The organism is Hymenobacter negativus (assembly GCF_016056375.1).
Classification (GTDB): domain Bacteria; phylum Bacteroidota; class Bacteroidia; order Cytophagales; family Hymenobacteraceae; genus Hymenobacter; species Hymenobacter negativus_A.
The window spans coordinates 658,403-681,529 of sequence record NZ_JAEDAE010000002.1 but is presented as its reverse complement, the minus strand read 5'-3'; the positions used below and the strand labels follow the sequence as shown (position 1 = coordinate 681,529).

The following is a 23,127-nucleotide window of genomic DNA, read 5'->3' as shown; positions in this document are numbered from 1 at the left end:
CAATCAAAACATGAAGTTCTATATGAAGCTGCTCCCTACTACTTCAGCACGGCAATGGTCACGCCGTCGCCGCCCCGGTCGGCGTGCTCGTCGGCTACGCTGGCCACGGCGCGTTGCGAGCGCAAGTAGTCGCGCACCACTTGCCGGAGCACGCCGTTGCCGCGGCCGTGGAGGAACTTGATTTCGGGCATGCCCAGCATCACGGCGTCGTCCACGAAGCTCATGGTTTTGGTGAGAGCGTCTTCGGCGCGCTCGCCGCGCAGGTCGAGCGTGGGGCTGAAGCCGGCCATGCGGTCGGTGATGTTCACACCGTTGCCGCCGGAGCCGCCGCCGCTGAGCTTCGATTTCTGCGCTTTGGCAGCCTGCTCGCGCTCGCGGATTTCGGCACGGCCCAGCTTTTCGAGTTGGCTGAGCTTGGTCAGGGTTTTCAGGCCGCCGAACATGACTTCGGCGGTCTGGCCTTTCACGCTCACTACTTCGCCGTGGCCCTCCTGGCCGAACAGAGCCACTTTATCGCCGGGACGGAGGTCACCAGCTTCGGCCCGCTCGCGCGAGGCCTTGGGCTTGGGCGGCTCAATTTGCAGCTCCTTTTTGACGAAGTTGTCGAGCTTCTCGCGGGCGGCTTTGTTGGTTTCCTTCTCGGCATTGCCGCGCCGGATTTCGCCGATGGTGGCCTCAATTTGCTGATTGGTATTCACCAACAGCGCCTTGGCCTGCTGCTTGGCGGTGCGCAGGGTTTCGATTTTGGTGTCTTCGATGTGCTGCTTGAGGTCCTGGTATTCCTGGGCGGCGCGCTTGAGGCGCTTTTCAGCTTTGGCAGCTTCGGCGGTGCGGGTTTCGAGCTCGGTTTTCTCCTTTTCGAGGCCTTCGAGCAGGCGGTCGTAGCGGATTTTATCCTTGCCTACCAGCTGAGTGGCGCGCTCCACTACTTCCTTCGGCAAGCCGATTTTGCGAGCAATTTCGATGGCGAACGATGAGCCCGGCTTGCCTACTTCAAGCCGGTAAAGCGGCTGCAATTTCTCGGGGTCGTAGCGCATGGCCCCGTTCACGAGGTGCGGGGTGCGCTCGGCGAAGTTCTTGAGGTTGGTGTAGTGGGTGGTGATGACGCCGTAGACGCGGGCGCGGTTCAGTTGGTCGAGCACGGCCTCGGCGATGGCACCGCCCAAGCTGGGCTCGGTACCTGTGCCGAATTCGTCAATCAGTACCAGACTTTTCTTGCCGGCCAGCAGCATGAATTGCTTCATGGCCAGCAGGTGCGAAGAATAAGTTGAAAGGTCGTTTTCAAGGCTCTGCTCGTCACCGATGTCCAGGAAAATATCCTCGAACACGCCGGCTTCGGAGTTGTCGGCACAGGGAATGAGCAGGCCCATTTGCAGCATGAACTGCACGAGACCAACGGTTTTCAGGCTCACCGATTTGCCGCCGGCGTTGGGGCCGGAGATGACGAGGATGCGCTGCTCGTGGTTCAGCTCCAAGTCCAGGGGCACCACTTCGCGGGGGTCGCCGTTGTCGCGCTTGTGCTGGGCAAAGGCCAGCTGCAGCAGCGGGTGGCGCACTTTCACCCACTTCAGCAGGGGCTTGTTGTGCAGCAGCGGCAGGCGGCAATCGAGCGTGACGGCCAATCTTGCCTTCGCCCGAATGAAGTCAATCAGCCCGAGGTAAGAATAGGCCTTGCGCAGGTCCGGGATGTGGGGCCGGAGCTGGTCCGTCAGGGCCGTGAGAATGCGAATAAGCTCGCGGTGGTAGGCATTGTCGAGGTCCTTGATGTCGTTATTCAACTCAAAAACGGCCTCCGGCTCGATATACACGGTCTGGCCCGAGGCCGATTCGTCGTGAATCAGGCCCTTCACCTTGCGCTTGTGCTCGGCAATGACGGGCAGCACCAGCCGGCCGCCCCGGATGGTCGGCTCCGAGTCGCTGGGAATCCAGCCCTCGTTCTTGGCATGGCGCAAGATGCCGGCAATCTGCCGACGCAGCTGGCCCTGGCGAGCAATGAGCTCCTGCCGAATCTGGCGCAGCAGCGGGCTGGCGTCGTCGCGCACGCCCCCTTCATCATCGACCACCTTGTCCATGGCCGCCAGCAAGTTGCGGTCGACCTGAATGCCAATGCCCAGCAGGCGCAGCGTGGGATACAGACCCGCATCGGCATCGGAAAAGAAGCTCAGGGCCTGCCGGATGGTGCGCAGGCTCATCTTCACCTCGAAGAAAGCAGCTACGTCGAGGTAGGCACCCGGCAGGGCGGCGCGCTTGAGGTGGGCCTGGGCATCGTGGTAGTGAGAGGCCGGAAAATCGGCCCCGGAGCGCAGCAGGTAGGTGAATTCGTCGGCCTGTTGCAGCAGTTTCAGCAGGGGCTCGTGCTTGGATTGGAACTCCATGCGGGCCACGTACTGCCGGCCCAAGGCGGAAAGGCAGTTGGCCTCAAGCTGCTCGCGCAGGGTAGTGAAGCCTATTTTTTGTTCGAAGTGTTGGGGTAACAGCAAGTAGTTGAGCTTATCGGTAGTTGTAATTGGGTACGAAGGTAAACAGCTAAGCGGGCGGGAAGATTCGCCGAGCGCAGGAGTTGTTTGCCCCCTTTGCTCCCCCACCCGGCAGCAAACCCGTCTTCAATCAAAAAATATATCGGATAAAATTGTCCGATATAAAATCACTCCGTACCTTTGCTCCACCATGGCAATGTTCTCGAAGGCGTGTGAGTATGGGATTCGGGCCGCGATTTACATCGGGCAGCAGTCGACCGATTCAGGCCGTCGCGTGGGCCTGAAAGACATCGCCGCCGAAATTGGCTCGCCGGAAGCCTTCACGGCCAAAGTGCTCCAGCAGCTGGTCCGCGAGCAGCTCATCACGTCCGTGAAAGGCCCCACCGGTGGCTTCGAGCTGACGGCGGAGCAGCTGCGCACCGTCACGCTCCGTCAGATTGTGGTGGCCATCGATGGGGGAGCGATGCTCCAGGGCTGCGCCCTGGGCCTGCCGCAGTGCTCGGCCAGGCAGCCCTGCCCCATGCACTACCAGTTTTTGCCCATCCGCGACCAGCTCAACGAGCTGCTGCGCACGCACACCATCGGCGAGCTGGCCAGCAAGGTACACGACGGCCTGGGCTTTTTGAAGCAATTCGGTTGACCTTTTTTTTACGCAAATACCGGACATTTTTGTCCTTTACCAATTCCATTTACGCATGACCCCTGACCAGAAAGCCCTCGTCACGGCTACCGTGAGCACCCTCAAAGAGCACGGCGTGTCCCTCACCACCCATTTTTACCGTCGTATGTTCGAGCACAATCCCGAGCTGAAGAACGTCTTCAACATGGGCAATCAGCAGAACGGCAAGCAGCAAATGGCCCTAGCCATGGCCGTGCTGGCCTATGCCGAAAACATTGAAGACCCATCGGTGCTGGTGCACGCCGTCACCAAAATCGGCCACAAACACGTCAGCCTCGACATCCGGCCCGAACACTACGCCATTGTAGGCCGGCACCTCATCGCCTCTATTGGCGAGGTGCTGGGCGAGGCTGCCACGCCCGCGTTGCTCGATGCCTGGGCCACCGCCTACGGCGAGCTGGCCGGCCTGATGAGCGGCCTGGAGAGCGGCCTCTACCAACAAGCCGCCAACCAGGCCGGTGGCTGGACGGGCTGGCGCCCGTTTGTAGTAAAGCAGAAAGTGGCAGAGTCGGCCGAAATCACCTCGTTTTACCTCTACCCGGCCGACGGTGGCCAAGTGGCCGATTTCCAGCCCGGCCAGTACGTGAGCCTGCGCTTGTTTCTGCCCGAGCTAAACCTGTTTCAGCCGCGCCAGTACAGTCTCTCGAGTGCCCCCAATGGCGAATACTACCGCATTTCGGTGAAAAAGGAAGCCGGCAGCCAGCATCCCGATGGCATGATTAGCAACCGCCTGCACGACTTCGTGGCCGAGGGCGGCATTGTGGAGCTGGCCGCCCCCGCCGGCGACTTCACCCTGGCAACCACTAAGCAGACGCCCGTGGTGCTGGTGAGCGGCGGCGTGGGCCAGACGCCGCTGCTGAGTATGTTGGAATACCTGGTGGCCACGGGCAGCAACCGCGAGGTCATGTGGGTGCACGGCAGCCGCAACGCTCAGGTGCACGCCTTCCGCGAGCCGGTGGCGCAGCTGGCCGCCCACCACGAAAAGGTGCAGCACCACATTTTCTACGACACGCTGGCGCCGGGCCTGGAGCAGGAAGGCTGCTATGAAGGCCTCGTGGACCTGAACAAGCTAAACGGCGGCAGCCTGATGCCCGAGGCCGACTACTACGTATGCGGTCCGGCCCCCTTCATTAGCAAGCAGGTGCAGGACCTGTCGGCGCTGGGCGTGCCGCGCACCGCCATTCATTTTGAGGAGTTCGGCCCGGCGACGCTGAGCGTGTAGCCAACGGGGTTGAGCCCCAAGTGCCAGAACTCCTGGCTGGAAGGCAACTGCCTTTCAGTCAGGAGTTCTGCTTTATGAGCCCTTGCCCCTGACGCTGGATTTCGCAGCCTACCCGTGGTACCGACGCTGCCAGAACCGGTACCAATGCTTGTTGGCAAGATAGTGGCGCGTGGCGGTGAGGTTGTTGAAGAACAAAGCGACCACCAGCAGAATCAGCACGCCGGAGAAGACGGGCATTAGCACGTATCCGTAGCCCAGAGCCTTGAGCTGGGGCGAACCAATGACAGCGATGAGGGCAGTGGCCCCGCCCGGCGGGTGCAGGGTTTTGGTGATTTGCATGCCCACGATGGACAGCGCAACTGCCAGCGCCGCCGCCAGCCACAGCTCCTGCGGCAGCCAGCGGTACACCGTGACCCCGATGAAGGCGCTAAGCACGTGCCCGCCCAGCAGGTTGCGGGGCTGGGCCAGCGGGCTGTTGATGACCCCATATATCAGCACTGCCGAGGCTCCGAAAGACCCGATAAGCAGGGGCGCATCGGCGGGGAGGCGGGTGCGGTTGAGCAGGCCAATGAGGGCAATGCCCACAAACGCGCCTAAAAACGTCCAGCAGTGCTCTTTATAATCGAATAATGTCTCCTGATAGACAATCACCTTTATCCGGCGGGCGTGCCGGCGTAGCCTCGTGCGCATGGTTCCACAGCAGCGTTGGCGGCTGCCTTTAATTCGGACGCAAAAGTACAAGCGACAGCTATGGGCACCTGAATGGAAGGCCTGCGGCAGATTAGCCTCAAAAGCCCGCGGCCCAGCTAAAGTAAAAATCACTGATAAAAGCCGCTCAATCAGCTGAGGTTAATCATGTTAACTCTACTACCCAACGGCTATTTTAGCTAAGCAGTCAGAGTTATGAGGAACGACGGCCAAACTGCCCGCTGAACGTGCCTCACGAGTGTAGCCTTTGCGGCGAAAAGCGTCTGTTGCCGATGGGGTTGCGGGAAGAGATGAGACGTGCCACAACCCTTCATTAGTTATCAATTTCACGGCCATGAACGAGCAACAAAACACCCAAACGGTGCAAGCCGGGTACGCCCTTTTCGGCAAAGGCGACATTCCTAATTTATTGAAATTGTACACCGAAGACATCGAGTTTGTTATTCCGGGGGCACCGCAGGCCATCCCGTATGCCGGCGTCTACCGCGGCAAGGAGGCGGTGGCCACGTTCTTCGCCAAGCTGCACGATGCCGTGGAATTTGAGCGTTTTGAGCCCACGGAGTACATCGCGCATGACGATAAATTAGTGGCCCTGGGCTACGGCAAGGCCCGGGTGCGGGCCACGGGCCAGTCCGAAGAGGAAGAATGGGCGCACGTCTTCCAGATGCGGGACGGCAAGGTGTCGCGCTTCCAGGTGTACACGGATACGGCCGCGGTGGCGCAGGCATTTCAGCGCAGCAGCCAGATGGCCATGTAAGGCGGCAACATAACCACCCTGGCAGTGCGGCAAGCAGGCTACGCTGTTGGCGCGGTCCGCTGGTTGCGGCGGTACAGGCTCAGATACAGCGCGGTGAAGGTGAACAGGCGCAGGCTCACCGTCCAGTCCACGCCGGGCACCAGCAGCAACGCCGCGCCCAGGGCCATCAAGGCGTAGCACAGCCAGGCCAGGGCGCGGCCGAAGCCGCCCTGGTAGAAATTGGGGCGGTGCAGGCTTTCGTCGGGCGTGCCAGCGGCAACCATTTGGCCCTGCAAGGTGCGGCCAAGGGTGACGGCATCCACGAGACCGGGCAGGCTGGTTTCGGCGGCGGGAATGCCCCGTTTAGGGCGGTCGGCCAGTTGCAGCATAGGGCCGTGGCTGGGGTAGAGCTTGATATGAGCGCCGCCCTGCGAGGCCAACTCGCCGTAGCCCACCATTTCGCTCAGCGGGTAGTCGGTCGGCGGTACGCCGTAGGCGATGCTACGGCCGCGCGGCTCCAGGCGCAGGTTTTTGGGCGTGAGGGTGGCCAGTACGGGCAGCATGCTGCGCCGCAGCAAGGGCCAGGCCACGGCCAGCATCGGCACGCTGGCCAGCAACAGGCCCCCGCCCCAGGTGCGGTCGCCGTCGCTCAGGAACAGGCAGCCCACCACAATAAGCGGCAATGCGAAGGCCGGAATGAGAATGCCGGCCAGCATCAGGCCCATGCGCACCAGCACCAGATGGCTGTGCAAGGTGGCTGATGAACTAGCAGATGATTCGGCAGTTGAAGTAATAGTGGCACTCATGCAATAAAGCATTGGGATGTAAGTCTGGCCAAATTATCGGTTTGCCGGGAGAAACGGAAATCGAATTACCCGCTTGCAGTTCTGATAGGCAATTCACTTTTCATTTCGCCGCTCACGAGCGGCAATCCACGCAACCAGATAGGCGCTGAAAATCCCCCAAGCCGAGAAAAAGCTACCGGAAGTGTGGAGGCGGTGCATCTGCGCCCAAGTCATCCAAACCATCAAGGCGGCAAATGGACCTAGTAAAACCGTTGAAATCGGCTTTTCAAAAAGTGTCTTTTCACGCAATGTCACCGGTTGCTCATTCAAACGCAGTTGCTCCGCCACGGCTGTTTCAAGCGCTGTTACCATTGCGGCAAAGTGCAAGCTCTGCCCTCCATGAAAGAAGTCACTAATTACAAGACTAGTGCGCGTACCATCGCGCATCTTCAAGCGCAAAATATCGTCCGAATTATAGGTTGAATGACGGTAGGCTGTAATGGACGCCAATAGAATTTGCTTTTCCGTTCCAGCATCCGAGCGAGCAATTACCAGCTTATCAGACGAAATTGTAATCAATGCCGCTTCCCCGCTAAACTTCTTTGATAGTCGGTAAAGTAGATACAAGCCTCCCGCCATCCAAACAAGAAATACCAGCAACTTCACAGTCTTGCTAACTGCCAACGGTGCGGTTAGTGTGTCGACGGTTTTCAGGCCAAACATCAGCAGTAACAATCCTCCAATCATTAGACCGGCCAGTTTTATTCGATTAGTCAGAATAAAGTAAAATTGATTTCCCATGATTACTCGGTCGGCTATTAAACCTACTTATCCACCCCCGCCCCAAACAGGGCAAAGTCGTACTTCACCGGGTCCGTCGGGTCCAATAACCGCAGATTAGCTGTCAGCTCTTCGGCGGCCTCCCAGTCTACGAGCTTGCGGGTGAGCAGGCCCAGGGGGCGGGCCTGGCGCTCCACGTGCAGGTCGATGGGCATGATGAGGTCGACGGGCGAGAGGCGGGTCCAGAGGCCGAAGTCCACGCCGTGCCCATCGCGGCGCACCAGCCAGCGCAGGTACATGTTCACCCGCTTGCAGGCCGATTTGCGGGCCGGCGTGGCCACGTGCTTGCGGGTGCGCTGCGGCGCATCGGGCAGGCTGAAAAAGTGCTGGTGGAAGTTTATCAGCCGCTCGCGCTGCGAGTGCCCCACCAGAAACGCGGTTTCCAGCGACTCGTGCTGTCCGTACCAATGCCGCAGGAAATGCACGAAATACAGCAGGTCGGTATCGCAGAACGTGCGGTGGCAGAAGCCCAGCAGCTTCTTCAAATCCTCATCTTGGTGTTGGGTGATGAACTGGTGCGGGGCGTCGTCCATACGCCGCATCAGCTCATTGCACTTGTTGATGATGGTGGGCCGCTGCCCCCAGGCCAGCAGCGCCGCAAACAAGGCCGCGATTTCGATATCCTGCCGCTGGGTGAAGCGGTGCGGGATTTGAATGGGGTCGTTCTGGATGAACTCGGGACGGTTGTAGCGCAGGTACTGCGCATCGAGTTGGCGGCGGAGCTGGGCAATGTTCATGGGATGAATAATAGGATAATAAAAACGCCTGTCATCCTGAGCGCAGCGAAGGACCTTAGCACGTTAGAAAACTATCAACGTGATAAGGTCCTTCGCTGCGCTCAGGATGACAGGCGTGTTGAATTGTCAACCGCCCTACTGCGGGATGTAGTTCGTCTCGACGCGGAAGCGGGAGTCGGTGGTGCCGAGCTTCTGCACGGCGCGGGGCGAGAGGCGCACCAGAATGTTGTTGTTCTCGCCCGTATCGGGCAGCTTGCCGATGACGCGCACATACACCGACAGGCCGTTGCCGCTGTTTTTTACCTGCATGATGGTGCCCACGGGGGCCGTTTTGTGCAGGGCGAGGTACTTGTCGGTAATGCTTTTTTCGATGGGCGCGCCGAGGCCGGACTCCACCACGCGGGCCAGCACTTCGCTGGCGCGGCTGGGGGTGTGGTCCTCTTTTTCCTCCTTCTCATCGGGCCGTTCGGTCACGGTCGCAATCTGAGCGGGTTTGTCGGGGGCCGGGGCTTTGGCGGGCGTGGCGGGCACGGCTTCTACCTCCACCGGGCGCACGGGCGCGGCTTTGGGAGCCGTGGTGGCGGCAGACGACGGGGTCTCAGCCGCGCCGGACAGTATCAGCTGCTGGCCCACGCGCACGGTGCCGCCAGCCGGCAGCTTGTTGAGCCGAATCAACTCATCGGGCGTGAGCTGAAACTTGCGGGCAATGCCGAACAGGGTCTCGCCCTTGGCCACGGTGTAGCGGGCAGGCACCGTTACGGGCGCGGCGGCTTTGTCGGGCGCGGCAGCGGCCGTGGCTTTGCCGGCGGCGGGGCGGGGCACGTACACAATCTGGCCTACGCCGAGGCCGTTTTTAATCTGCGGGTTGGCCGCGTTGAGCTCGGCCAGCGTGACGTGGTAGCGGCGCGTGAGGGCCGTCAGGGTTTCGCCGGCTGCCACGCGGTGCTTCACGAAGCGCTGGCCGCCGCGCATTTCCTGACCAATGGAGTCGGCCGGGGCACTTTTGGCGTGGCCGGGTTTGCCGGGGCCGGGGCCGCCCAGGGCCAGCAGCGTCAGCAACGAAAGAATTGCAGTCATATAAATAAGCCTTCCAAAATTCACTTGGCCCCCGCCCGGGAGCGCCGGCCAGGCAGCCCGCGGAGGCAAAATAACGCAATAACCGGCGGGAAATTGAGCCCGGCCAGTTTCAACCCTGTTCAGTACCGTTATTTGGGGCTTATTGGCGGGGCTACACTCGCTTCCCGCTCCCCATTTCCCGCTCCCGCCCATGGTTCTCGGCCTCATTCCTGCCCGCTACGCTTCCACCCGCCTGCCCGGCAAGCCGCTCGTCGATTTGGGCGGCCAGAGCATGATTCAGCGCGTGGTGCTGCAGGCCCGGCAGGCCAACCTAGCCCGCGTGGTGGTCGCTACGGATGATGAGCGCATCCTGCGCCACGTCCAGGATTTCGGGGGGGAGGCCGTGCTCACCCGCCCCGACCATCCCAGCGGCACCGACCGCCTCTGGGAGGCCTTCCAGCAGCTCGGCAGCCCGGCCGATGTGCACTGCATCGTCAATATCCAGGGCGATGAGCCGTTCATTCACCCCGCCCAAATCAACGCCTTGGTTGATTTATTTGCCGATACTGCCACCGCGCCCGCCATCGCCACACTGGTGAAACCGGTGCTGACGGAGGAAGAGTTATTCAGCCCGCACCTGCCCAAAGTGGTGCTTAACCAGCAGGGCCAGGCCCTGTATTTCAGCCGCCACCCCCTGCCCTACCAGCGCGGCCGCGAGCCCGCCGAGTGGCTGGCCCACCACCGCTACCTGCGCCACCTGGGCCTGTATGCCTACCAGCCGCAGGTGCTGGCGCAGCTCACGCGTCTCCCCGTGTCGCCCCTCGAAGCTGCCGAAAGCCTGGAACAGTTGCGCTGGCTCGAAGCTGGCTTTCAGATTCGTTGCGCCGAGACGCAGCTGGACGCGTTCGGCATCGATACGCCGGAGGACGTGGAGCGGGCGCGGGCGCGGCTGCGGGGCTAGTCGGCGCGCTCCACCACAGGCTTTTCGGCGCTGGTTTGGCCGCGCTCGTCGCGCATTTCACGGGAGAGAAAGTAGTTGAGGGCCGTGCGAATGATGGCAATGGCCCCGAGCTTGCCCAACTGCTCCCAGGTCGGCGAAATGGCGGTGGACAAAATATCGGCCCCCAGCTGGAATTCCAGCGCCAGCGCCAGGTACCGCGCCAGCGCCAGCCGAATGGCGGTAAAATCAGCCGTCTGGCCCCGGCTCAAGGCTTTCAGCAGCAGCCAGCCCGCGCTGAGAATGCCCAGTGCGATGATGAGCGCGCCCACCATTTCCACGCCCAGCTTTAGCCACAGCACCGCGTCGATAACTGTGCTTTCGGCCCGGCCGTGCAGGGATGTCACGTCGCGGGCCGCTTCGGGCAGGATTGATAGGAAACAAGTATACAGCAACATCATGGGGGCGGGGCATGCAAGGACGAGCGGGATACGGACATTACCGGCCCGCGGTCGGAACTAGCCGCCGGCTTTTTTGGCTTTGTAGCCTTCTTTTAGCAGCACTTCCAGCACTTTATCGCGGAAGTCGCCCTGCACCACAATTTCGCCGTCCTTGGCACTTCCGCCCACGCCGCACTTGGTTTTGAGAAGCTTGCCGAGGGCCTGCAAGTCTCCATCGTTGCCCACAAAGCCGGTGACGAGCGTGACCTGCTTGCCACCGCGCTGCTTCTTATCAAGCTGCACGCGCAGCTGCTGCTGTTGCGGCGGCAGCGTAGTAGCCGCGGCAGGCTCATCGGTTTGGTAAGAGAAATCAGGATTGGTGGAATAGACCACACCGGTGCGATTCTGTTTCATTTATCTATTAACATTTATCATTTAACAATCTTTTCATTTATCAATTAACATTTGACGACCGTTCAACTGGCGCGATTTGACGACCGTTCAACTGGCGCGATTTGACGACCGTTCAACTGGCGCGATTGGTCCTTTGTAAACGCTGCTAAATGTTAATTGATAAATGTTAAATGACCTATACCGCTACGGCCAGAGCCAGCGGCAGTAGTTCCACGTCGAATTCGGTGGCGTGGCCCAGGTAGTCGCCATCGACGTGGAAGCCAATGGGCGCGGCGGCCACTACCCGGGCGTGCGGCACCCGGAAATATTCGGCCGCTTTGCTCTGGGGAAGGTTGCCGAGGGCCATGGCCAAGCTCACGCGGAAGGCGCGAAACACGGGCAGGGCGTCAATCAGGCACACATCGAGCAGGCCGTCGCGCAAGTCGGCGCGGGGCGCGATGTAGGCGTTGTTGCCGTACTGCGAGGCGTTGGCGAAGGCCAGCACGTAGCAGTCGGTAGCAATTTCCTGGCCGTCAAAGTTAGCCTGCACCGCCACCGGCCGGTAGCGGCGGTATTCGCGCAGCGTCACCTGCAGGTAAGTGCTCAGGCCCCGCGAGCCGGCCTGGGCGAAGTGCTGGCTCACGTGCGCATCAAACCCCAGCCCGGCCGTGCAGAAGAACGGGTGGCCATTTATCACGCCCACGTCCATGCGGCTGAAGTCAGGCGCGGCCAGTCGGCGCAAGGCGTCGGGCAGGCCCAGGGGCACTTTCAGGTGGCGGGCCAGGCCGTTGCCTGAGCCCTGGGGGATGATGCCCAAGGCGGTTTCAGTGCCCAGCAGGCCCCGGCCCACCTCGTTCACGGTGCCGTCGCCGCCCACGGCCGCCACCACTGCAAAACCTTCGGCTGCTGCCTTTCGGGCCAGTTCTACGGCGTGGCCGGCGTACTCGGTGGGGCGGATTTCATAGTCCGCCTCCCGCGCGCCGAAATACCGCGCAATCAGGGCAGGCATGTCGTGGCGCTGGCTGGGGCCGGCCTTGGGGTTGAGGATGAAGCAGGTTTTGGGCATGGGAGACGCCCAGCGAAGGCTTGGCGGAATATCGTAGAAAGCAGTGCGAATTAGCTTGGGCGCAATTTTAGAGTAAAGTCAGCTGATTTCTCACCACCTAACTCCCCATTACGCTTTACTTACAAATAAAAACGCCGCCCGCCCGCCACAAATGGCAAAGCAGACGGCGTTTATTTACGGGAGCGGCAATTACCCGTTCATCTTCTCGCCGAGCTTCTGAATCAGGTCAGCCGTGCGGGTCGAGTAGCCGGTTTCGTTGTCGTACCAGCCAATCACCTTGGCCAGCGTGCCGTTGGCCGACGTCAGTTCCGAATCGAAAATGCAGCTGTGGGGGTTGCCCACGATGTCGATGCTCACAATCGGGTCAGTCACGTACTCGATGATGCCTTTCAGGGGGCCTTCGGCAGCAGCTTTCAGCGCGGCGTTGATTTGCTCCTTGGTGGCTTCTTTTTTCAGGATGACGGTCAGGTCGGTCATCGAGCCATCCGGCACGGGCACACGCATAGCGAGGCCGTCGAGCTTACCCTTCAGCGTGGGCAGTACCAGGCCCACGGCCTTGGCCGCACCGGTGCTGGTGGGGATGATGCTGTAGGCAGCGGCGCGGGCGCGGCGCAGGTCCTTGTGCGGGGCATCCTGCAGGTTTTGGTCCGAGGTGTAGGCGTGCACCGTAGTGATGTAGCCCTTCTCGATGCCGAAAGCGTCGTCCAGCACTTTGGCCATTGGGGCCAGGCAGTTGGTGGTGCAGCTGGCGTTCGAAATGATGGTTTCCGAGCCGGTGAGGATGTCCTCGTTCACGCCCAACACTACGGTGGGGATGTTGCCGGTGGCGGGAGCCGAAATAACTACTTTTTTGGCACCAGCGGTGATGTGCTGACCAGCGCCAGCCTCGTCCACAAAGCGGCCGGTCGATTCCAGCACCACGTCAACGCCCATTTTGCCCCAGGGCAGCAGCTTGGGGTCACGCTCGGCGAGGGCAGCGATTTTCACGCCGTTCACCGTCAGGCTCTCCTCGTCGTAGCTCACGGTGCCGTCGAAACGGCCGTGTACGGAGTCGTACTTCAGCAGGTGGGCCAGCGTTTTGTTGTCGGTCAGGTCGTTGATAGCAACGATTTCCACATTGTCGCGGCCAAGCAGCGACTTGAAGGTGAGGCGGCCGATACGGCCGAAGCCGTTGATGGCGACTTTAATTTTTGCCATTGTACAAACAGGTGGGGATTAGTGGCCAGCCGCCACGCTGGCGGCCGGTTGAAACACGGGGCGAAGATAGCAGGCAGGCGCGGGTTAGCCCACATTCAATTCCGCCCTTAATAAGAGTTCGATTCCCCTTCGGACTACAGCACGGTTCAGCAGGCAGCTGCCAGGTCTCAAACGTTCGGGCTTATCGGGAATAGGACACTGTGAAAATTTTTCAGCCTGAAAAACAGGGTACTTTGGTTTAAATCGCACTTTTTTTTCTTCAAGCACTTGCACGAAACGAAGCGCGCCGTACCTTTGCATCATCAAAACGAACAACGGTCCGTTCGTCTAGGGGTTAGGACAGTAGATTTTCATTCTACCAACAGGGGTTCGATTCCCCTACGGACTACTAAAAACCCGCTCTGCATCACGCAGGGCGGGTTTTTTCGTACTTGGGGTACAGCCCCGGGTACAAAGCAAATTCTAAGCCGATGGCTGGTTGCCTCGCTGTTCTATCAAGTTGCTCTACATGCGTGGCTCGTCCTGCACTCACCGAGGCGGACGTTGAAAACCACTCTGGGGCCCGGTCGTATGAGTTTCCTTATGAAAAGGCACATTGGAGAAGATACAAGTGAGTTTACTCCAGCAATGCGCGCTGAACTCTCGCGCTTAAAAGCTCTTGTTGCATCTGGTCAAGAGGGTGATGGTTTCCCATGGGCTGAGTATCGTGATTTGCAAGGGCGCGAAAGCCGGGCCACCCCCAAGCGCAGCTATTACGCAGCGCCTTTTAACTCGAAAGGACCTCTCAAAAAAGTCGTCTTCGAATCCGACTCTGTGCAGCTAGCCGCCGTTCAGGACGCTGGCTTGCCCACGGCACCAGATACAGTTTCGATGAACTTGGCTGCTCCTTCCCTCGCTTCTGCTAGAGCCAAGATTTCGAAAGGTTCAGCACCTCTCGCCCAAAAGGCGATACCATCCTTGGAAAGCCTATGCAAAGGGCAAGATGATAAGCAGCGGGCTGAATATGCTGCGAAGATTGACGCAATGTGGGAGGCCGTCAAAAACAAAACCATTGCGAGCAGTTACCCTACGGCTTGCGCCGCAGTGTACAAACTGGCTGATTGGCTGGGATTGGTTCATAAAGACATCCCATCTCGTGAATGGAAGGCAATGCTGTTGGACCGCTACCAAGTTACAGTTAGTGAAGCCATAGGAAAGTACCAGTTCGAAAACCCGCCGAAATCGCGGGTTTTTCGGGAAGCGGTACGCAATGCATTTGCTTTCGCGCAACTGATTTTGGCGCCCAAGGCGAAACAAAAACCACTGCCTGGTATATACCAACAGCTACCGGTATATACCGAAAATGGGAAAGGTTTGAGGAGCTCTTAACCTTTGTAATATCAATCGCCGCTAGTGCAACGAATGTACTCAGGTCGAAGCGGTTGGTAATACATATATGACATCGCTTTACCAGCGACAGCCCCTCGGGGCCCCCACCCTCCTCCCGATGCCAGCCACAACTGGCACCGCGAATGAAGCGCCCTCACACTGGGCGCCGGTCCTTCAGCTCATCGCACTTGCGGAGCAACGGTTCCGTCAAATTGCTCGCGAAGAGCACCTGCTTTTAGCCGCTGAGCAAATTGATGTGGCTGCCGTGGCGGACCAAAACGACCAAATGCTGACCGTTCAGCAAGCTGCGGCCGTGCTGGGCATGAAGCCACAAACCGTGTACGAATGGATTAAGGCGGGCAAGATACAGTCATGCACTGCGGGCAGCCGTTCGGTTCGCATAAAGCGTGGTCACGTGCTGGCCGCCCTTCAAGCCCATACCCAGCCGGATGGGCGCCGCAAGTATGCCCGTCGTTCCTCTTCCACCCCCAAAGCCCGCTAATCATGACCACCTATTCATCCACCCGCCCAACCACATTTTCAACCATACGGCTCTCAGAGAAGGGTGCAAAGGTTCTGATTTCGACTGATGTGCCCGCAGTCATCCGAGGAAATTATCCCAGCATAAGTCCATCTGACCGTGCGGTTGTCGCGCTCCCGAGCCATATGAATGTCTTCATGGAAGACTTTCAATTCCGTTTGGCCATTCGAGATAAACTGGTCTATTTGTGGACCCAGGCGCAGACCGAGCGAACCTACACTTCACCTCCTCCAAATGTGTTCCCTGCACGAATGGCTGCCTCTATGCTTGGGGTAAGCACTCAACAACTTCACGCTTGGTCGCGCAAAGGCTGGCTAAAATGCTGGAAAGTGGAGGGCCGCTCCGGTTTCTCTCGAACTGAAGTGCAGGCCATGATGCTGTCACAGGACCCTATGTGGTGGGAAAGCGACGTAGCGAAAGACTACGTGCGCCAGTATGCGTGCAAGCAGAAAAAGCTCCGGCTTAGAATCTCTCTTCAACAAAAACAGCGCGAAAGCACACCTAAAAGCACTTCGGCACCTTTCCGGCTTGCTGTGAGCCCTGCTGTTGGCACCCAATTCCACGCTTCTGTGTCAGACGACATTTACGACTTGCCTTTTTAATGTCCTTCGAAACTTTACTCCAAAACCGAACTGCGGTTTTGCCTGCGCGCGTGCCCCAAGCTCCTGATTCCCCTTCTCTAACCGGCCTAGCTGCTCACCTAGCTGAGCAGGCCGACTCCTTGCAAGACGCTGCAACTCCACAAACACGCCACTCTGTGCTGTATAAGCTGCTTCAGCACGTCGAGCCGGTTGACTTCCGGGCCGAAGTTGCCCTGGAGAGCGACAAAGAACAACTCAAGCAAAAACACCACTTGGTGACCGTCGTTCGCAAAGTGCGGGACCTTGCCAAGTTCCACGGCTATGGCCTTTGCCAACGAAACCAGGCCGTTTACGTGTACAACGGAGCCTACTGGGAGCGCCTCGCCAATGAAGAACTGCGGGTCTTCCTGCGCGAAGCCGCCGAAGGCATGGGCGTGAAACACTGCGATGCCCGTCATTATGTCTTCACGGAGAATTTGCTAGCTCAATTTCTCAGCGACGGCTACCAAGCAGCACCCGAGCCGGACACCGACGAGGTGAAGCTCAACCTGAAGAATGGCACTTTGGTCATTGGGCCCGCAGGGCAACGGCTCCAGCCCTTCGACCCCGCCGATTTTCTCACCTACCAGCTATCGTACGAGTACGACCCCACTGCCACTGCTCCCCGGTTCGAGGCGTTCCTGAACCGTGTGCAGCCCGACATGGACAGCCAGCACGTCTTGGCGGAATTTTTGGCCTACGTATTCGTGCCGACCAGCACGCTCAAGCTCGAAAAAGCCCTGCTGCTGGTCGGCTCCGGCGCCAACGGCAAGTCCGTCTTTTACGAACTGGTGCTGAAGATGCTGGGAGCGGAGAACGTGTGCAGCTACAGCTTACACAGCCTGACGGACAGCCGCGCTTATCACCGCGCCAACTTGGCCGACAAGAAGCTCAACTACGTCAGTGAAATCAACGGCAAGTTTGACGCCAACGCCTTCAAGCAACTCGTGTCGGGCGAGCCCATCGAGGCCCGGCTGCCCTACGGCCAGCCCTTCATCATGAAGGAGTACGCGAAGTTCATGGGCAACTGCAACGAGTTGCCCACCGACGTGGAGCAGACCGACGCCTACTTCCGCCGCTTTCTGCTGATACATTTTGCCGTCACCATTCCCGAGGCCGAGCGCGACCCACAACTGGCCGCCACCATCGCGGCCACGGAACTCCCGGGCATGCTGAACTGGGTACTGGCGGGCTTGCACCGCCTGCTGGCCCAGCGCGGGTTCAGTTCCTGCGCCGCGTCGCGCCACCTCGTGGAAGATTTCGAAAAGCAGTCTGATTCAGTGCGGTTGTTTCTCGAAGAAGAAGGCTTCCAGCCTGACCCCGAGCGGTGGATTACTCACCAGGACCTCTACAGGCAGTACAAGAACCAATGCTTCGAAAGCTTGGCCCCGCCCGTCGGTGGGAAGAACTTCCGCAAACGCATGGAACGGGCTGGATTCGTCTATTTCCGCAAGAGCGTGGGGTGGGCCATTCGGGCAGGCCGCACGGTGCCCATGAGCGATAATTAATTTTTTTCTACTGCCTGCATTTGCTGCATTTTCAGCACACAGCCCTGATGTCAGAGTTGGCGATGTACAAAATGCAGCAAATGCAGGCCGAAAAAACTATTCTTTATGGCTCCGCCTTATCGATTTGCACTTCAGCCCTACCGCTACCGGGGCACCCACACGCGGCATGACTGCCCGGCCTGTGGCAATCAGCACCGCAACACCTTCGCCCGCTTCGTGGACAAAGCCACCGGCGAGTTACTTCCTGCACACTTCGGCCGTTGCAACCGCGAGGACCGCTGCGGCTATTTCGCCAGCCCGTACCACAAGCCCCCAGGCGGAACAAGCTATGCAGAAGACATTCGTAACCAGTGCCTCCCCTTCTTAAAGGGGCGCGTGCGTCAAACGCCACAGATGGCGCCAACTGCCCCGCCAGTTGTTTCTGTTCCCGAAGAAGTTGTGCAGCGCAGCTTCGCTGGGTATTCCCGCAACCAGTTTGCCCGCCTGCTTACGGTGCACTTTGGGGCCGGCGTGGCGAAAGACCTGCTGCGTAAGTTTGAAATCGGCACTTCCGCCCATTGGCCTGGAGCATGCGTCTTTTGGCTGCGCGACGAACGCGGGCGGGTCCGTGGGGGCCAAGTGGTCCTCTTCGACGCCGATGGCCACACAGTTAAAACGGTGCGACCAGACGGGACCATCAAACGGTACACGAGTTGGTTTCATACGGCGCTGGGGCAGGCCATCGACCGGCGCAAAGAAACCCATCCGGATTGGCTGATAGCCTACGACCTGCATGGCGCCAAGTCCCCTTGTTTGTTTGGCCTAACGCAGGCGCTCCAAGCCCCCCACACCCGTATCGTCGCGGTCGTGGAGGCACCCAAAACAGCCGTGCTGGGGGCTGGTTTTTTTCCCCAATACACCTGGGTTGCCGTCAATGCCTTATCGTATCTCAACGCCGAGCGCATCGCGCCATTGAAGAGCAGATACATCTTGCTTTTCCCGGATGCCTCGCTCGAAGGACGGGCGTTTCAGCGGTGGCAGGACAAAGCACAAGAGTTACAAAAAGCAGGCTTTAGAATCGATGTATCCGATTATCTGGAGCAGCACACGACGGAAGAGCAGCAAGCAACCGGCTACGACTTGGGTGACCTACTATTGGCGGAGTGGCCAGGTTATCCGCCCAATTGGGATGTCCCCCACAATGAATCACCGGGAGAGTGCTCGATTCTGAATGATTTCGCAGTTGGAATCGGATATCCTGTCGCCGCGCATTAACTCCTCCACCCCGAAATCAGGTGTTCCGGGGGTGGTTCAGGTATCTTTGCGCTCGGCACAGTCGCATACAGATGCCAGCGTCTCTGGCCGAGCGCAAACCGATGCATTCGTTCTTTAAGCGCACCAACACGAGTTTCCGACACAAGGTGTGCAGAAAAAGGCCGATGATAGACTATGAAACAGTTTATCATCGGCCTTTTCTTATCATGACACGGCTAACCAGATATAATTTGCCATAGCCAAAAAAGCGAGTGCGGTGAATTACAGACCATACTTGCGAAGCTGAGACTCTACTTCCTCACGGCTCAGTCCCCCCTTTGCCATTACCCGCTGAATCGCTTCATCTCGGCGATTTATGCCCGTCTGTGCCTCACCTTCTAAAGGCGCTGGGATTCGAGCAAATTCGTTTGCGACCAGCATCGGCACTGTCAGTGGCGAACTTGGTGCCGCACTCTTCTTATTGTTCACGTGACGACGCCGCACGGCCCAACGAGATGTCACAATAATGAGCCAAATAGTGCTGACAACACGCGCAAAAGTCCCGTCCGCAAGGCCTACCCAACGTAGAATGAGGGTGAGCACGAGTAGTCCGATGATGCACTCCACGAGCGAATACACTTCGGGCAGTATTACTAATAAGAACCCGATTATGCGGCGTAAGTAGGGAGACTGAATCATGAAAGAAGTTAAGGATTAAGCTGCGTAGGCGTTTTCGACTTCCATTTAGAGCGGCCGAGACGGGGCAAGCATTAGCTACGCTTGGGAAAATGGGATTTTGAGGAAATTGGGCGGACACTGGTTTAGCGGTGAGCTGCGTGGTGGCTTATACCACCACCTCGCGCACGGCCTGCATTTGAAGCTCGCTACGGCGGGCCATAGCAGCCGCGGCGAGCATCATAGCGGCCTGCTGTTAGCCTGAGCTTGGTAGATGGGGCGCAGTAGCGCAAGAGGAATTTTGCCCCTTCAGCAACCTATTTTAGGTTCAATTGCACTAGCCACATGAGCATTACCTGGTAATATGGCAAGCAATCGTTTTGCTGGAGCAAACCAAATTTCAGGAAACGATGGCTTCATCACTGGGCAGCTTAAAGCCATACTGTGCCGCTACTTTCTGCGCCAAGGAGTAATACAACTCCAATCGGCAGGCTTGCACGTAGATGATATGCTGAAAGTCAAACCAGAACTCATTTTGCAGTTCTGGCGTCGCAAACTCGCCTCTCATAATTTCCAGGTCTTCGAGGAGGTCTTCCCGTAGCGAGTCACTTACTATCACCGAGAATATTTCTTCGAGGGCAGAGATTTCGGGAGTTCGCTCAGACCCGGGGATGCTACTGAAGTAGTCCATGGCACAGGTGACGGCAAGTTGCTGCTGCCCCATTGGGCCTTGCAACTGCTTCTCATATTGCGAACAAAGGTCATCCCGTTCACGTCGCGACAGTTCTGACGCCATTTTCATTATTGTAGCCAAATATGTTTAGCCCAAAGCTAAGCACATTTACGGCTTTGAGTACATATGTGCATCCAAACACTTTTAAGCTCAATGGACCTTGCGCCGGTGAAAAATCCGGCCGGTCTCGCAGTTTTTGGACTCCGTGTGCGACGGTTGCGTGAGCAACGAAAGCTTAGTCAGCAGGCATTAGCAGACATGGCTGATGTGTCGAAGCTCACCATCCAACGTCTCGAACTAGCTAAGTTCTCAGTAACTCTTGACGTCCTAATCTCTCTTACCCGCGCATTCGAGATTCCTCTCCAGGAACTAATGGATTGCCCTGGGATTGACGCCGTAGACCAGCATAAACAGGGATAAAAAGAGTGATTGCTGCGTGCATCCCTCCTATGACTCCGTTCCGTGTCCACTCATATAATAGTAAGGCAAAAGTGACTGTGTCTGCTGTCAGCACCAGCTTGAATGCGAACACCTGTCTTTCTTCACATGGCGCTTTTATTTAAGGTCCAAACTGGGAAACCGGGCCACCTCCAGCTATGACGACGAGCACTGAAGCTCACGCAGGAAATCATAGCAAACTATGCCGACAATTCTCGGCCTACTGTGCAACGCATCGAAAAGGAAAAGCTACTACCTCCTTGGGGGTGCTTCTGCGCAGAATGGTGGACGCACCTAGAATTGCCCCGCCAAATGTCAGCAGTTTCCTCAGAAGCCAATTACTAATGGTCAGTTGTGCAAGCCCCGGGGGCTCTTATATGAAGGACGGGGGAGAGTGAACCGAAAAGAAACGTAAATGCTGGACCGGGTACCCTCCGATTTACAGGAACAATTTCGTTTGGTTTTCAGGAGGCCAGCAGTCCAGTAGGCTATCGCAAGGTTAAACAAAACCGGCGAAACGGGTTCGGATATTCTTAGCAAGAATGAGCGAAACGGCTTGGAGACTTTAAAAAGGCGCTTTTCAAGATTCTGCGCACAGTATTGCGCACAAACATCTTTAACAAAGGGCTGCTTTTGTCTACACTCATGTATTAATAGTTCTTTGAAACTTGTGCGGTTACTGGTTAGAATTTTCTGAATGAACTGCGCACATTCACGTATCTGTCACATTACATCCGCTTGAGTATAGCTAAAGCCAACGTAATGATTGCCTCGAACTTTCGTTTCGACTCCTATCCGCCGAGCGCCTGTTCAGCGAAGCCTATACTAGTCGCACCTCTGTATGGACCCACAGCTTTCAGTTGCCCGATTCCATAGTATCTATCTTCAACTTCAAAATGCACAGCCTGACCGGTTCAAAAGACTGAGTTAGTCTAGGCAAGCCGGATAGAAGAAGGACATCCATTTCTTCTGTCGTGGCAACAAAAGCAATCGGAACGTCACCCGGCAAACGGTGTAAATATGACGAGGCATCCAAGGCCGAGGCGCTACGCCTAGCCAGCGAGACCCGCAGTATTTTCGACAAGTATAATCTGTGCAAGTACTGCTTTCACAACGTGTACGCTTATCTGCGTGACTACGTGCTATATTCTATGTGTATAGTCCTAGAGCAAGGCAGATTGGGTCCTGATTAAATGTAACGGGATTTTTCTGTCATTGCATACACGAATTCATGCGGCGTTAGACCGCATAAGGTCTTGAGCAGTTTCGCATGGTTATAGGCCAGGAGAAAGGTCTGCAGGTACTCATTTAACTCGGCCGTGGTCTGGTAATGGTAGCGTTGGACCGTTGCTTCCTTAAGCGTACGGTTCATGCACTCGACCTGACCGTTGGTCTAGGAATGGCCGGGCTGCGTGAGACAGTGCTCGGTGCAGACACGGTCGAACAGGTGGGGCAAGGCCCACAGTTAGTGGCGAATGTTGCCGAATTGGATGCCGTTGTCGGTTAGCACCGTGTGCATCCGGTACGGCAGTTTGGCCAGGACCCGGTGCAGAAAGTCAGTGGCCGCCAGCTTAGTGGCCTGTGGCTACAATTCAGCAACGGCTACTTTCCTGGTGCAGTCAATGGCCACAAACAGGTACTGGCATTCTTATTCCGATTGCACTTCTGCAAAATCGACGTGCAGGTAGCCTATGGGATACAATCGGAACTACTTTTGAGCTCGCTTAGCCCGTCCTCGGCCAGGGGCAGGTGGCTGACGCCGTGGCGCTAAAACCAGCGGTGTAGGGCCGTGTGACCTGTAGCGCGTACAAGCAGTCATCCAAGGGCAGGAGCTTATGCGCCGAAAGGCCACGGCTTCTTCTTCGGTAATGAGCACCGTCGAGGCCGCAGCGGGTCCCATCCGGGAGTCCTGAACCTTGGGCTGTTTACGCCACTTGGCGACGATTTTCGGGTTGATACCGTGGCGCTTGGCTAACACTTGTATGCATTTCCTGACTACGCTAGATAGCGCGCCGTACTGCCGCTGTTGTACGGGTGCTGCCGTGGAGTATCTGTCCCATAACATTGTGCGAAATTCCAGGCCGGAAAACACACCATCACATCTTGGGGCTATACATCTAACTCGTTTTCAAAAAGTGTAGTACAAGCAGTCCAATAACTCCGGCTGCGATTACTCCATGCAGTATCAAATTTTGGGTACCTATCTCACGCAGTTGCTGTCGTAGAGCTTGTAATTGGCTATCTACGCTTTCCTGCCGTGTGCCGATGGATTCTAATCGGTCCGAAAACCGTGCAGCATTCATTGCATCCCGAAATGCAGTTAGGCTTGCCGTAATCACTTGTAGCCGGTCACTCACGCCTGTTAACACGTCCCCCTGCTTCTGGCCATCCTTGCGAAGCAGTTCTGCTACCTTTTCTAGCTGAGCTGTTTGCTTGCCGTACTCTTGCAGGGCCACTGCCAACTGCTGCTTCAGTGCTTCCTCCCACTGCCGCGAGTTGTTACGCAACAGTTCGCTTTGTCCATCAATACTTTTCTGATGTTCCCGCCGCAGGTCGACTAACAGGGCTTTCTGCTGTTCATGCACTGCCTCAGCGGCTTGTATTGCGGCTTCGGCCGCTTGCTGTGACTCTAAGACGCTAGCTTTGGCTGTGCCAATAGTATCTGTAAAGCTTACTAGTCGGCTCAGCTCCCGCTTTAAAATTTCCAGTGAAGAAGTAGGTTTGTCAGACATAAAGAA

The 23,127-nt window shown here is 57.8% G+C and carries 22 protein-coding genes, 1 tRNA gene and 1 pseudogene; 11 read left to right on the top strand and 13 right to left on the bottom strand.

Annotation, left to right across the window (positions count from 1 at the left end; genetic code table 11):
* Window positions 1-38 precede the first annotated feature (38 nt).
* The gene (locus I7X13_RS07785) at window positions 39-2,480 is read right to left on the bottom strand and encodes an endonuclease MutS2 (protein ID WP_198075036.1); all 2,442 of its coding nucleotides are present in this window, start codon (window positions 2,478-2,480) and stop codon (window positions 39-41) included.
* A 187-nt stretch (window positions 2,481-2,667) separates the two neighbouring features.
* Here I7X13_RS07785 and I7X13_RS07780 point away from each other — a divergent pair, with 187 nt between their 5' ends.
* Both I7X13_RS07780 and hmpA read left to right on the top strand, forming a co-directional pair.
* On the top strand, window positions 2,668-3,117 hold the full coding sequence (locus I7X13_RS07780) for an RrF2 family transcriptional regulator (protein WP_317191550.1): 450 nt from the start codon (window positions 2,668-2,670) through the stop codon (window positions 3,115-3,117).
* 55 nt (window positions 3,118-3,172) lie between these two features.
* Window positions 3,173-4,378, top strand: a complete 1,206-nt coding sequence (gene hmpA / locus I7X13_RS07775; protein ID WP_198075035.1) for an NO-inducible flavohemoprotein — start codon at window positions 3,173-3,175, stop codon at window positions 4,376-4,378.
* A gap of 108 nt (window positions 4,379-4,486) precedes the next feature.
* Here hmpA and I7X13_RS07770 read toward each other — a convergent pair whose 3' ends face one another.
* The gene (locus tag I7X13_RS07770) at window positions 4,487-5,068 is read right to left on the bottom strand and encodes an HPP family protein (protein WP_198075034.1); all 582 of its coding nucleotides are present in this window, start codon (window positions 5,066-5,068) and stop codon (window positions 4,487-4,489) included.
* Between the two features lie 352 nt (window positions 5,069-5,420).
* Here I7X13_RS07770 and I7X13_RS07765 point away from each other — a divergent pair, with 352 nt between their 5' ends.
* Complete coding sequence (locus I7X13_RS07765) at window positions 5,421-5,843, top strand: nuclear transport factor 2 family protein (protein WP_198066603.1); 423 nt, start codon at window positions 5,421-5,423, stop codon at window positions 5,841-5,843.
* Between the two features lie 38 nt (window positions 5,844-5,881).
* Here the strand turns inward: I7X13_RS07765 and I7X13_RS07760 are convergent, their stop codons facing one another.
* The 4 genes from I7X13_RS07760 to I7X13_RS07745 form a co-directional block, all read right to left on the bottom strand.
* Window positions 5,882-6,628, bottom strand: a complete 747-nt coding sequence (locus I7X13_RS07760) for a hypothetical protein (protein ID WP_198075033.1) — start codon at window positions 6,626-6,628, stop codon at window positions 5,882-5,884.
* 93 nt (window positions 6,629-6,721) lie between these two features.
* Window positions 6,722-7,408 carry a hypothetical protein gene (locus I7X13_RS07755; RefSeq protein WP_198075032.1) on the bottom strand — a complete coding sequence of 229 codons (687 nt, stop codon included), beginning with the start codon at window positions 7,406-7,408 and terminating at the stop codon, window positions 6,722-6,724.
* A gap of 23 nt (window positions 7,409-7,431) precedes the next feature.
* Entirely contained in the window at window positions 7,432-8,184 is a 753-nt protein-coding gene (locus I7X13_RS07750) for a TIGR02757 family protein (protein ID WP_198075031.1), read from the bottom strand.
* 135 nt (window positions 8,185-8,319) lie between these two features.
* Window positions 8,320-9,261 (bottom strand): DPBB and LysM peptidoglycan-binding domain-containing protein, encoded by a 942-nt coding sequence (locus I7X13_RS07745; RefSeq protein ID WP_198075030.1) that lies wholly within the window; start codon window positions 9,259-9,261, stop codon window positions 8,320-8,322.
* Window positions 9,262-9,451: 190 nt separating this feature from the next.
* Here I7X13_RS07745 and kdsB point away from each other — a divergent pair, with 190 nt between their 5' ends.
* Window positions 9,452-10,201: a 3-deoxy-manno-octulosonate cytidylyltransferase gene (gene kdsB / locus I7X13_RS07740; RefSeq protein ID WP_198075029.1), complete on the top strand. Its 750-nt coding sequence runs from the start codon at window positions 9,452-9,454 to the stop codon at window positions 10,199-10,201.
* Here the strand turns inward: kdsB and I7X13_RS07735 are convergent.
* The 4 genes from I7X13_RS07735 to gap all read right to left on the bottom strand — a co-directional run bounded on the left by I7X13_RS07735 (window position 10,198) and on the right by gap (window position 13,273).
* Entirely contained in the window at window positions 10,198-10,638 is a 441-nt protein-coding gene (locus I7X13_RS07735) for a DUF1622 domain-containing protein (protein ID WP_233454700.1), read from the bottom strand. The genes kdsB and I7X13_RS07735 overlap by 4 nt on opposite strands.
* Before the next feature lie 57 nt (window positions 10,639-10,695).
* Window positions 10,696-11,031 carry a translation initiation factor gene (locus I7X13_RS07730; RefSeq protein WP_198075028.1) on the bottom strand — a complete coding sequence of 112 codons (336 nt, stop codon included), beginning with the start codon at window positions 11,029-11,031 and terminating at the stop codon, window positions 10,696-10,698.
* Between the two features lie 175 nt (window positions 11,032-11,206).
* Complete coding sequence (locus I7X13_RS07725; protein ID WP_198075027.1) at window positions 11,207-12,076, bottom strand: diacylglycerol/lipid kinase family protein; 870 nt, start codon at window positions 12,074-12,076, stop codon at window positions 11,207-11,209.
* Window positions 12,077-12,265: 189 nt separating this feature from the next.
* Window positions 12,266-13,273, bottom strand: coding sequence for a type I glyceraldehyde-3-phosphate dehydrogenase (gap, locus tag I7X13_RS07720; RefSeq protein ID WP_198066611.1), 1,008 nt, complete (start codon window positions 13,271-13,273; stop codon window positions 12,266-12,268).
* Window positions 13,274-13,589: 316 nt separating this feature from the next.
* On the opposite strand from gap, the gene I7X13_RS07715 reads away from it, so the two are divergent.
* The 6 genes from I7X13_RS07715 to I7X13_RS07690 all read left to right on the top strand — a co-directional run bounded on the left by I7X13_RS07715 (window position 13,590) and on the right by I7X13_RS07690 (window position 18,564).
* Window positions 13,590-13,661 (top strand) — tRNA-Glu (locus I7X13_RS07715).
* A 194-nt stretch (window positions 13,662-13,855) separates the two neighbouring features.
* Window positions 13,856-14,641: a hypothetical protein gene (locus tag I7X13_RS07710; RefSeq protein ID WP_198075026.1), complete on the top strand. Its 786-nt coding sequence runs from the start codon at window positions 13,856-13,858 to the stop codon at window positions 14,639-14,641.
* A gap of 118 nt (window positions 14,642-14,759) precedes the next feature.
* Entirely contained in the window at window positions 14,760-15,143 is a 384-nt protein-coding gene (locus tag I7X13_RS07705; RefSeq protein WP_198075025.1) for a helix-turn-helix domain-containing protein, read from the top strand.
* 2 nt (window positions 15,144-15,145) lie between these two features.
* Window positions 15,146-15,784 carry a MerR family transcriptional regulator gene (locus I7X13_RS07700; protein ID WP_198075024.1) on the top strand — a complete coding sequence of 213 codons (639 nt, stop codon included), beginning with the start codon at window positions 15,146-15,148 and terminating at the stop codon, window positions 15,782-15,784.
* Between the two features lie 155 nt (window positions 15,785-15,939).
* Window positions 15,940-17,310, top strand: coding sequence for a DNA primase family protein (locus I7X13_RS07695; RefSeq protein ID WP_198075023.1), 1,371 nt, complete (start codon window positions 15,940-15,942; stop codon window positions 17,308-17,310).
* Window positions 17,311-17,415: 105 nt separating this feature from the next.
* Window positions 17,416-18,564 (top strand): DUF6371 domain-containing protein, encoded by a 1,149-nt coding sequence (locus I7X13_RS07690; protein WP_233454699.1) that lies wholly within the window; start codon window positions 17,416-17,418, stop codon window positions 18,562-18,564.
* 1,054 nt (window positions 18,565-19,618) lie between these two features.
* On the opposite strand, the gene I7X13_RS07685 is transcribed toward I7X13_RS07690, so the two are convergent.
* A complete protein-coding gene (locus tag I7X13_RS07685) occupies window positions 19,619-20,020 on the bottom strand; it encodes a hypothetical protein (protein WP_198075021.1) in 402 nt (133 codons plus the stop codon).
* Window positions 20,021-20,077: 57 nt separating this feature from the next.
* Here I7X13_RS07685 and I7X13_RS22030 point away from each other — a divergent pair, with 57 nt between their 5' ends.
* The gene (locus I7X13_RS22030) at window positions 20,078-20,371 is read left to right on the top strand and encodes a helix-turn-helix domain-containing protein (protein ID WP_198075020.1); all 294 of its coding nucleotides are present in this window, start codon (window positions 20,078-20,080) and stop codon (window positions 20,369-20,371) included.
* A gap of 1,207 nt (window positions 20,372-21,578) precedes the next feature.
* Here the strand turns inward: I7X13_RS22030 and I7X13_RS07675 are convergent.
* Together I7X13_RS07675 and I7X13_RS07670 are read right to left on the bottom strand one after the other, a co-directional pair.
* Window positions 21,579-22,449 (bottom strand): annotated as a pseudogene (locus I7X13_RS07675) (integrase core domain-containing protein).
* Between the two features lie 57 nt (window positions 22,450-22,506).
* Complete coding sequence (locus tag I7X13_RS07670; protein ID WP_198075019.1) at window positions 22,507-23,121, bottom strand: hypothetical protein; 615 nt, start codon at window positions 23,119-23,121, stop codon at window positions 22,507-22,509.
* Window positions 23,122-23,127 lie beyond the last annotated feature (6 nt).

Coding starts and splice junctions, on each gene's coding strand:
- I7X13_RS07780 (WP_317191550.1), top strand. CDS start 2,668: ATGGCAATGTTCTCGAAGGCGTGTGAGTATGGGATTCGGGCCGCGATT.
- hmpA (WP_198075035.1), top strand. CDS start 3,173: ATGACCCCTGACCAGAAAGCCCTCGTCACGGCTACCGTGAGCACCCTC.
- I7X13_RS07770 (WP_198075034.1), bottom strand. CDS start 5,068: ATGCGCACGAGGCTACGCCGGCACGCCCGCCGGATAAAGGTGATTGTC.
- I7X13_RS07765 (WP_198066603.1), top strand. CDS start 5,421: ATGAACGAGCAACAAAACACCCAAACGGTGCAAGCCGGGTACGCCCTT.
- I7X13_RS07760 (WP_198075033.1), bottom strand. CDS start 6,628: ATGAGTGCCACTATTACTTCAACTGCCGAATCATCTGCTAGTTCATCA.
- I7X13_RS07755 (WP_198075032.1), bottom strand. CDS start 7,408: ATGGGAAATCAATTTTACTTTATTCTGACTAATCGAATAAAACTGGCC.
- I7X13_RS07750 (WP_198075031.1), bottom strand. CDS start 8,184: ATGAACATTGCCCAGCTCCGCCGCCAACTCGATGCGCAGTACCTGCGC.
- I7X13_RS07745 (WP_198075030.1), bottom strand. CDS start 9,261: ATGACTGCAATTCTTTCGTTGCTGACGCTGCTGGCCCTGGGCGGCCCC.
- kdsB (WP_198075029.1), top strand. CDS start 9,452: ATGGTTCTCGGCCTCATTCCTGCCCGCTACGCTTCCACCCGCCTGCCC.
- I7X13_RS07735 (WP_233454700.1), bottom strand. CDS start 10,638: ATGATGTTGCTGTATACTTGTTTCCTATCAATCCTGCCCGAAGCGGCC.
- I7X13_RS07730 (WP_198075028.1), bottom strand. CDS start 11,031: ATGAAACAGAATCGCACCGGTGTGGTCTATTCCACCAATCCTGATTTC.
- I7X13_RS07725 (WP_198075027.1), bottom strand. CDS start 12,076: ATGCCCAAAACCTGCTTCATCCTCAACCCCAAGGCCGGCCCCAGCCAG.
- gap (WP_198066611.1), bottom strand. CDS start 13,273: ATGGCAAAAATTAAAGTCGCCATCAACGGCTTCGGCCGTATCGGCCGC.
- I7X13_RS07710 (WP_198075026.1), top strand. CDS start 13,856: ATGAAAAGGCACATTGGAGAAGATACAAGTGAGTTTACTCCAGCAATG.
- I7X13_RS07705 (WP_198075025.1), top strand. CDS start 14,760: ATGCCAGCCACAACTGGCACCGCGAATGAAGCGCCCTCACACTGGGCG.
- I7X13_RS07700 (WP_198075024.1), top strand. CDS start 15,146: ATGACCACCTATTCATCCACCCGCCCAACCACATTTTCAACCATACGG.
- I7X13_RS07690 (WP_233454699.1), top strand. CDS start 17,416: ATGGCTCCGCCTTATCGATTTGCACTTCAGCCCTACCGCTACCGGGGC.
- I7X13_RS07685 (WP_198075021.1), bottom strand. CDS start 20,020: ATGAAAATGGCGTCAGAACTGTCGCGACGTGAACGGGATGACCTTTGT.
- I7X13_RS22030 (WP_198075020.1), top strand. CDS start 20,078: ATGTGCATCCAAACACTTTTAAGCTCAATGGACCTTGCGCCGGTGAAA.
- I7X13_RS07670 (WP_198075019.1), bottom strand. CDS start 23,121: ATGTCTGACAAACCTACTTCTTCACTGGAAATTTTAAAGCGGGAGCTG.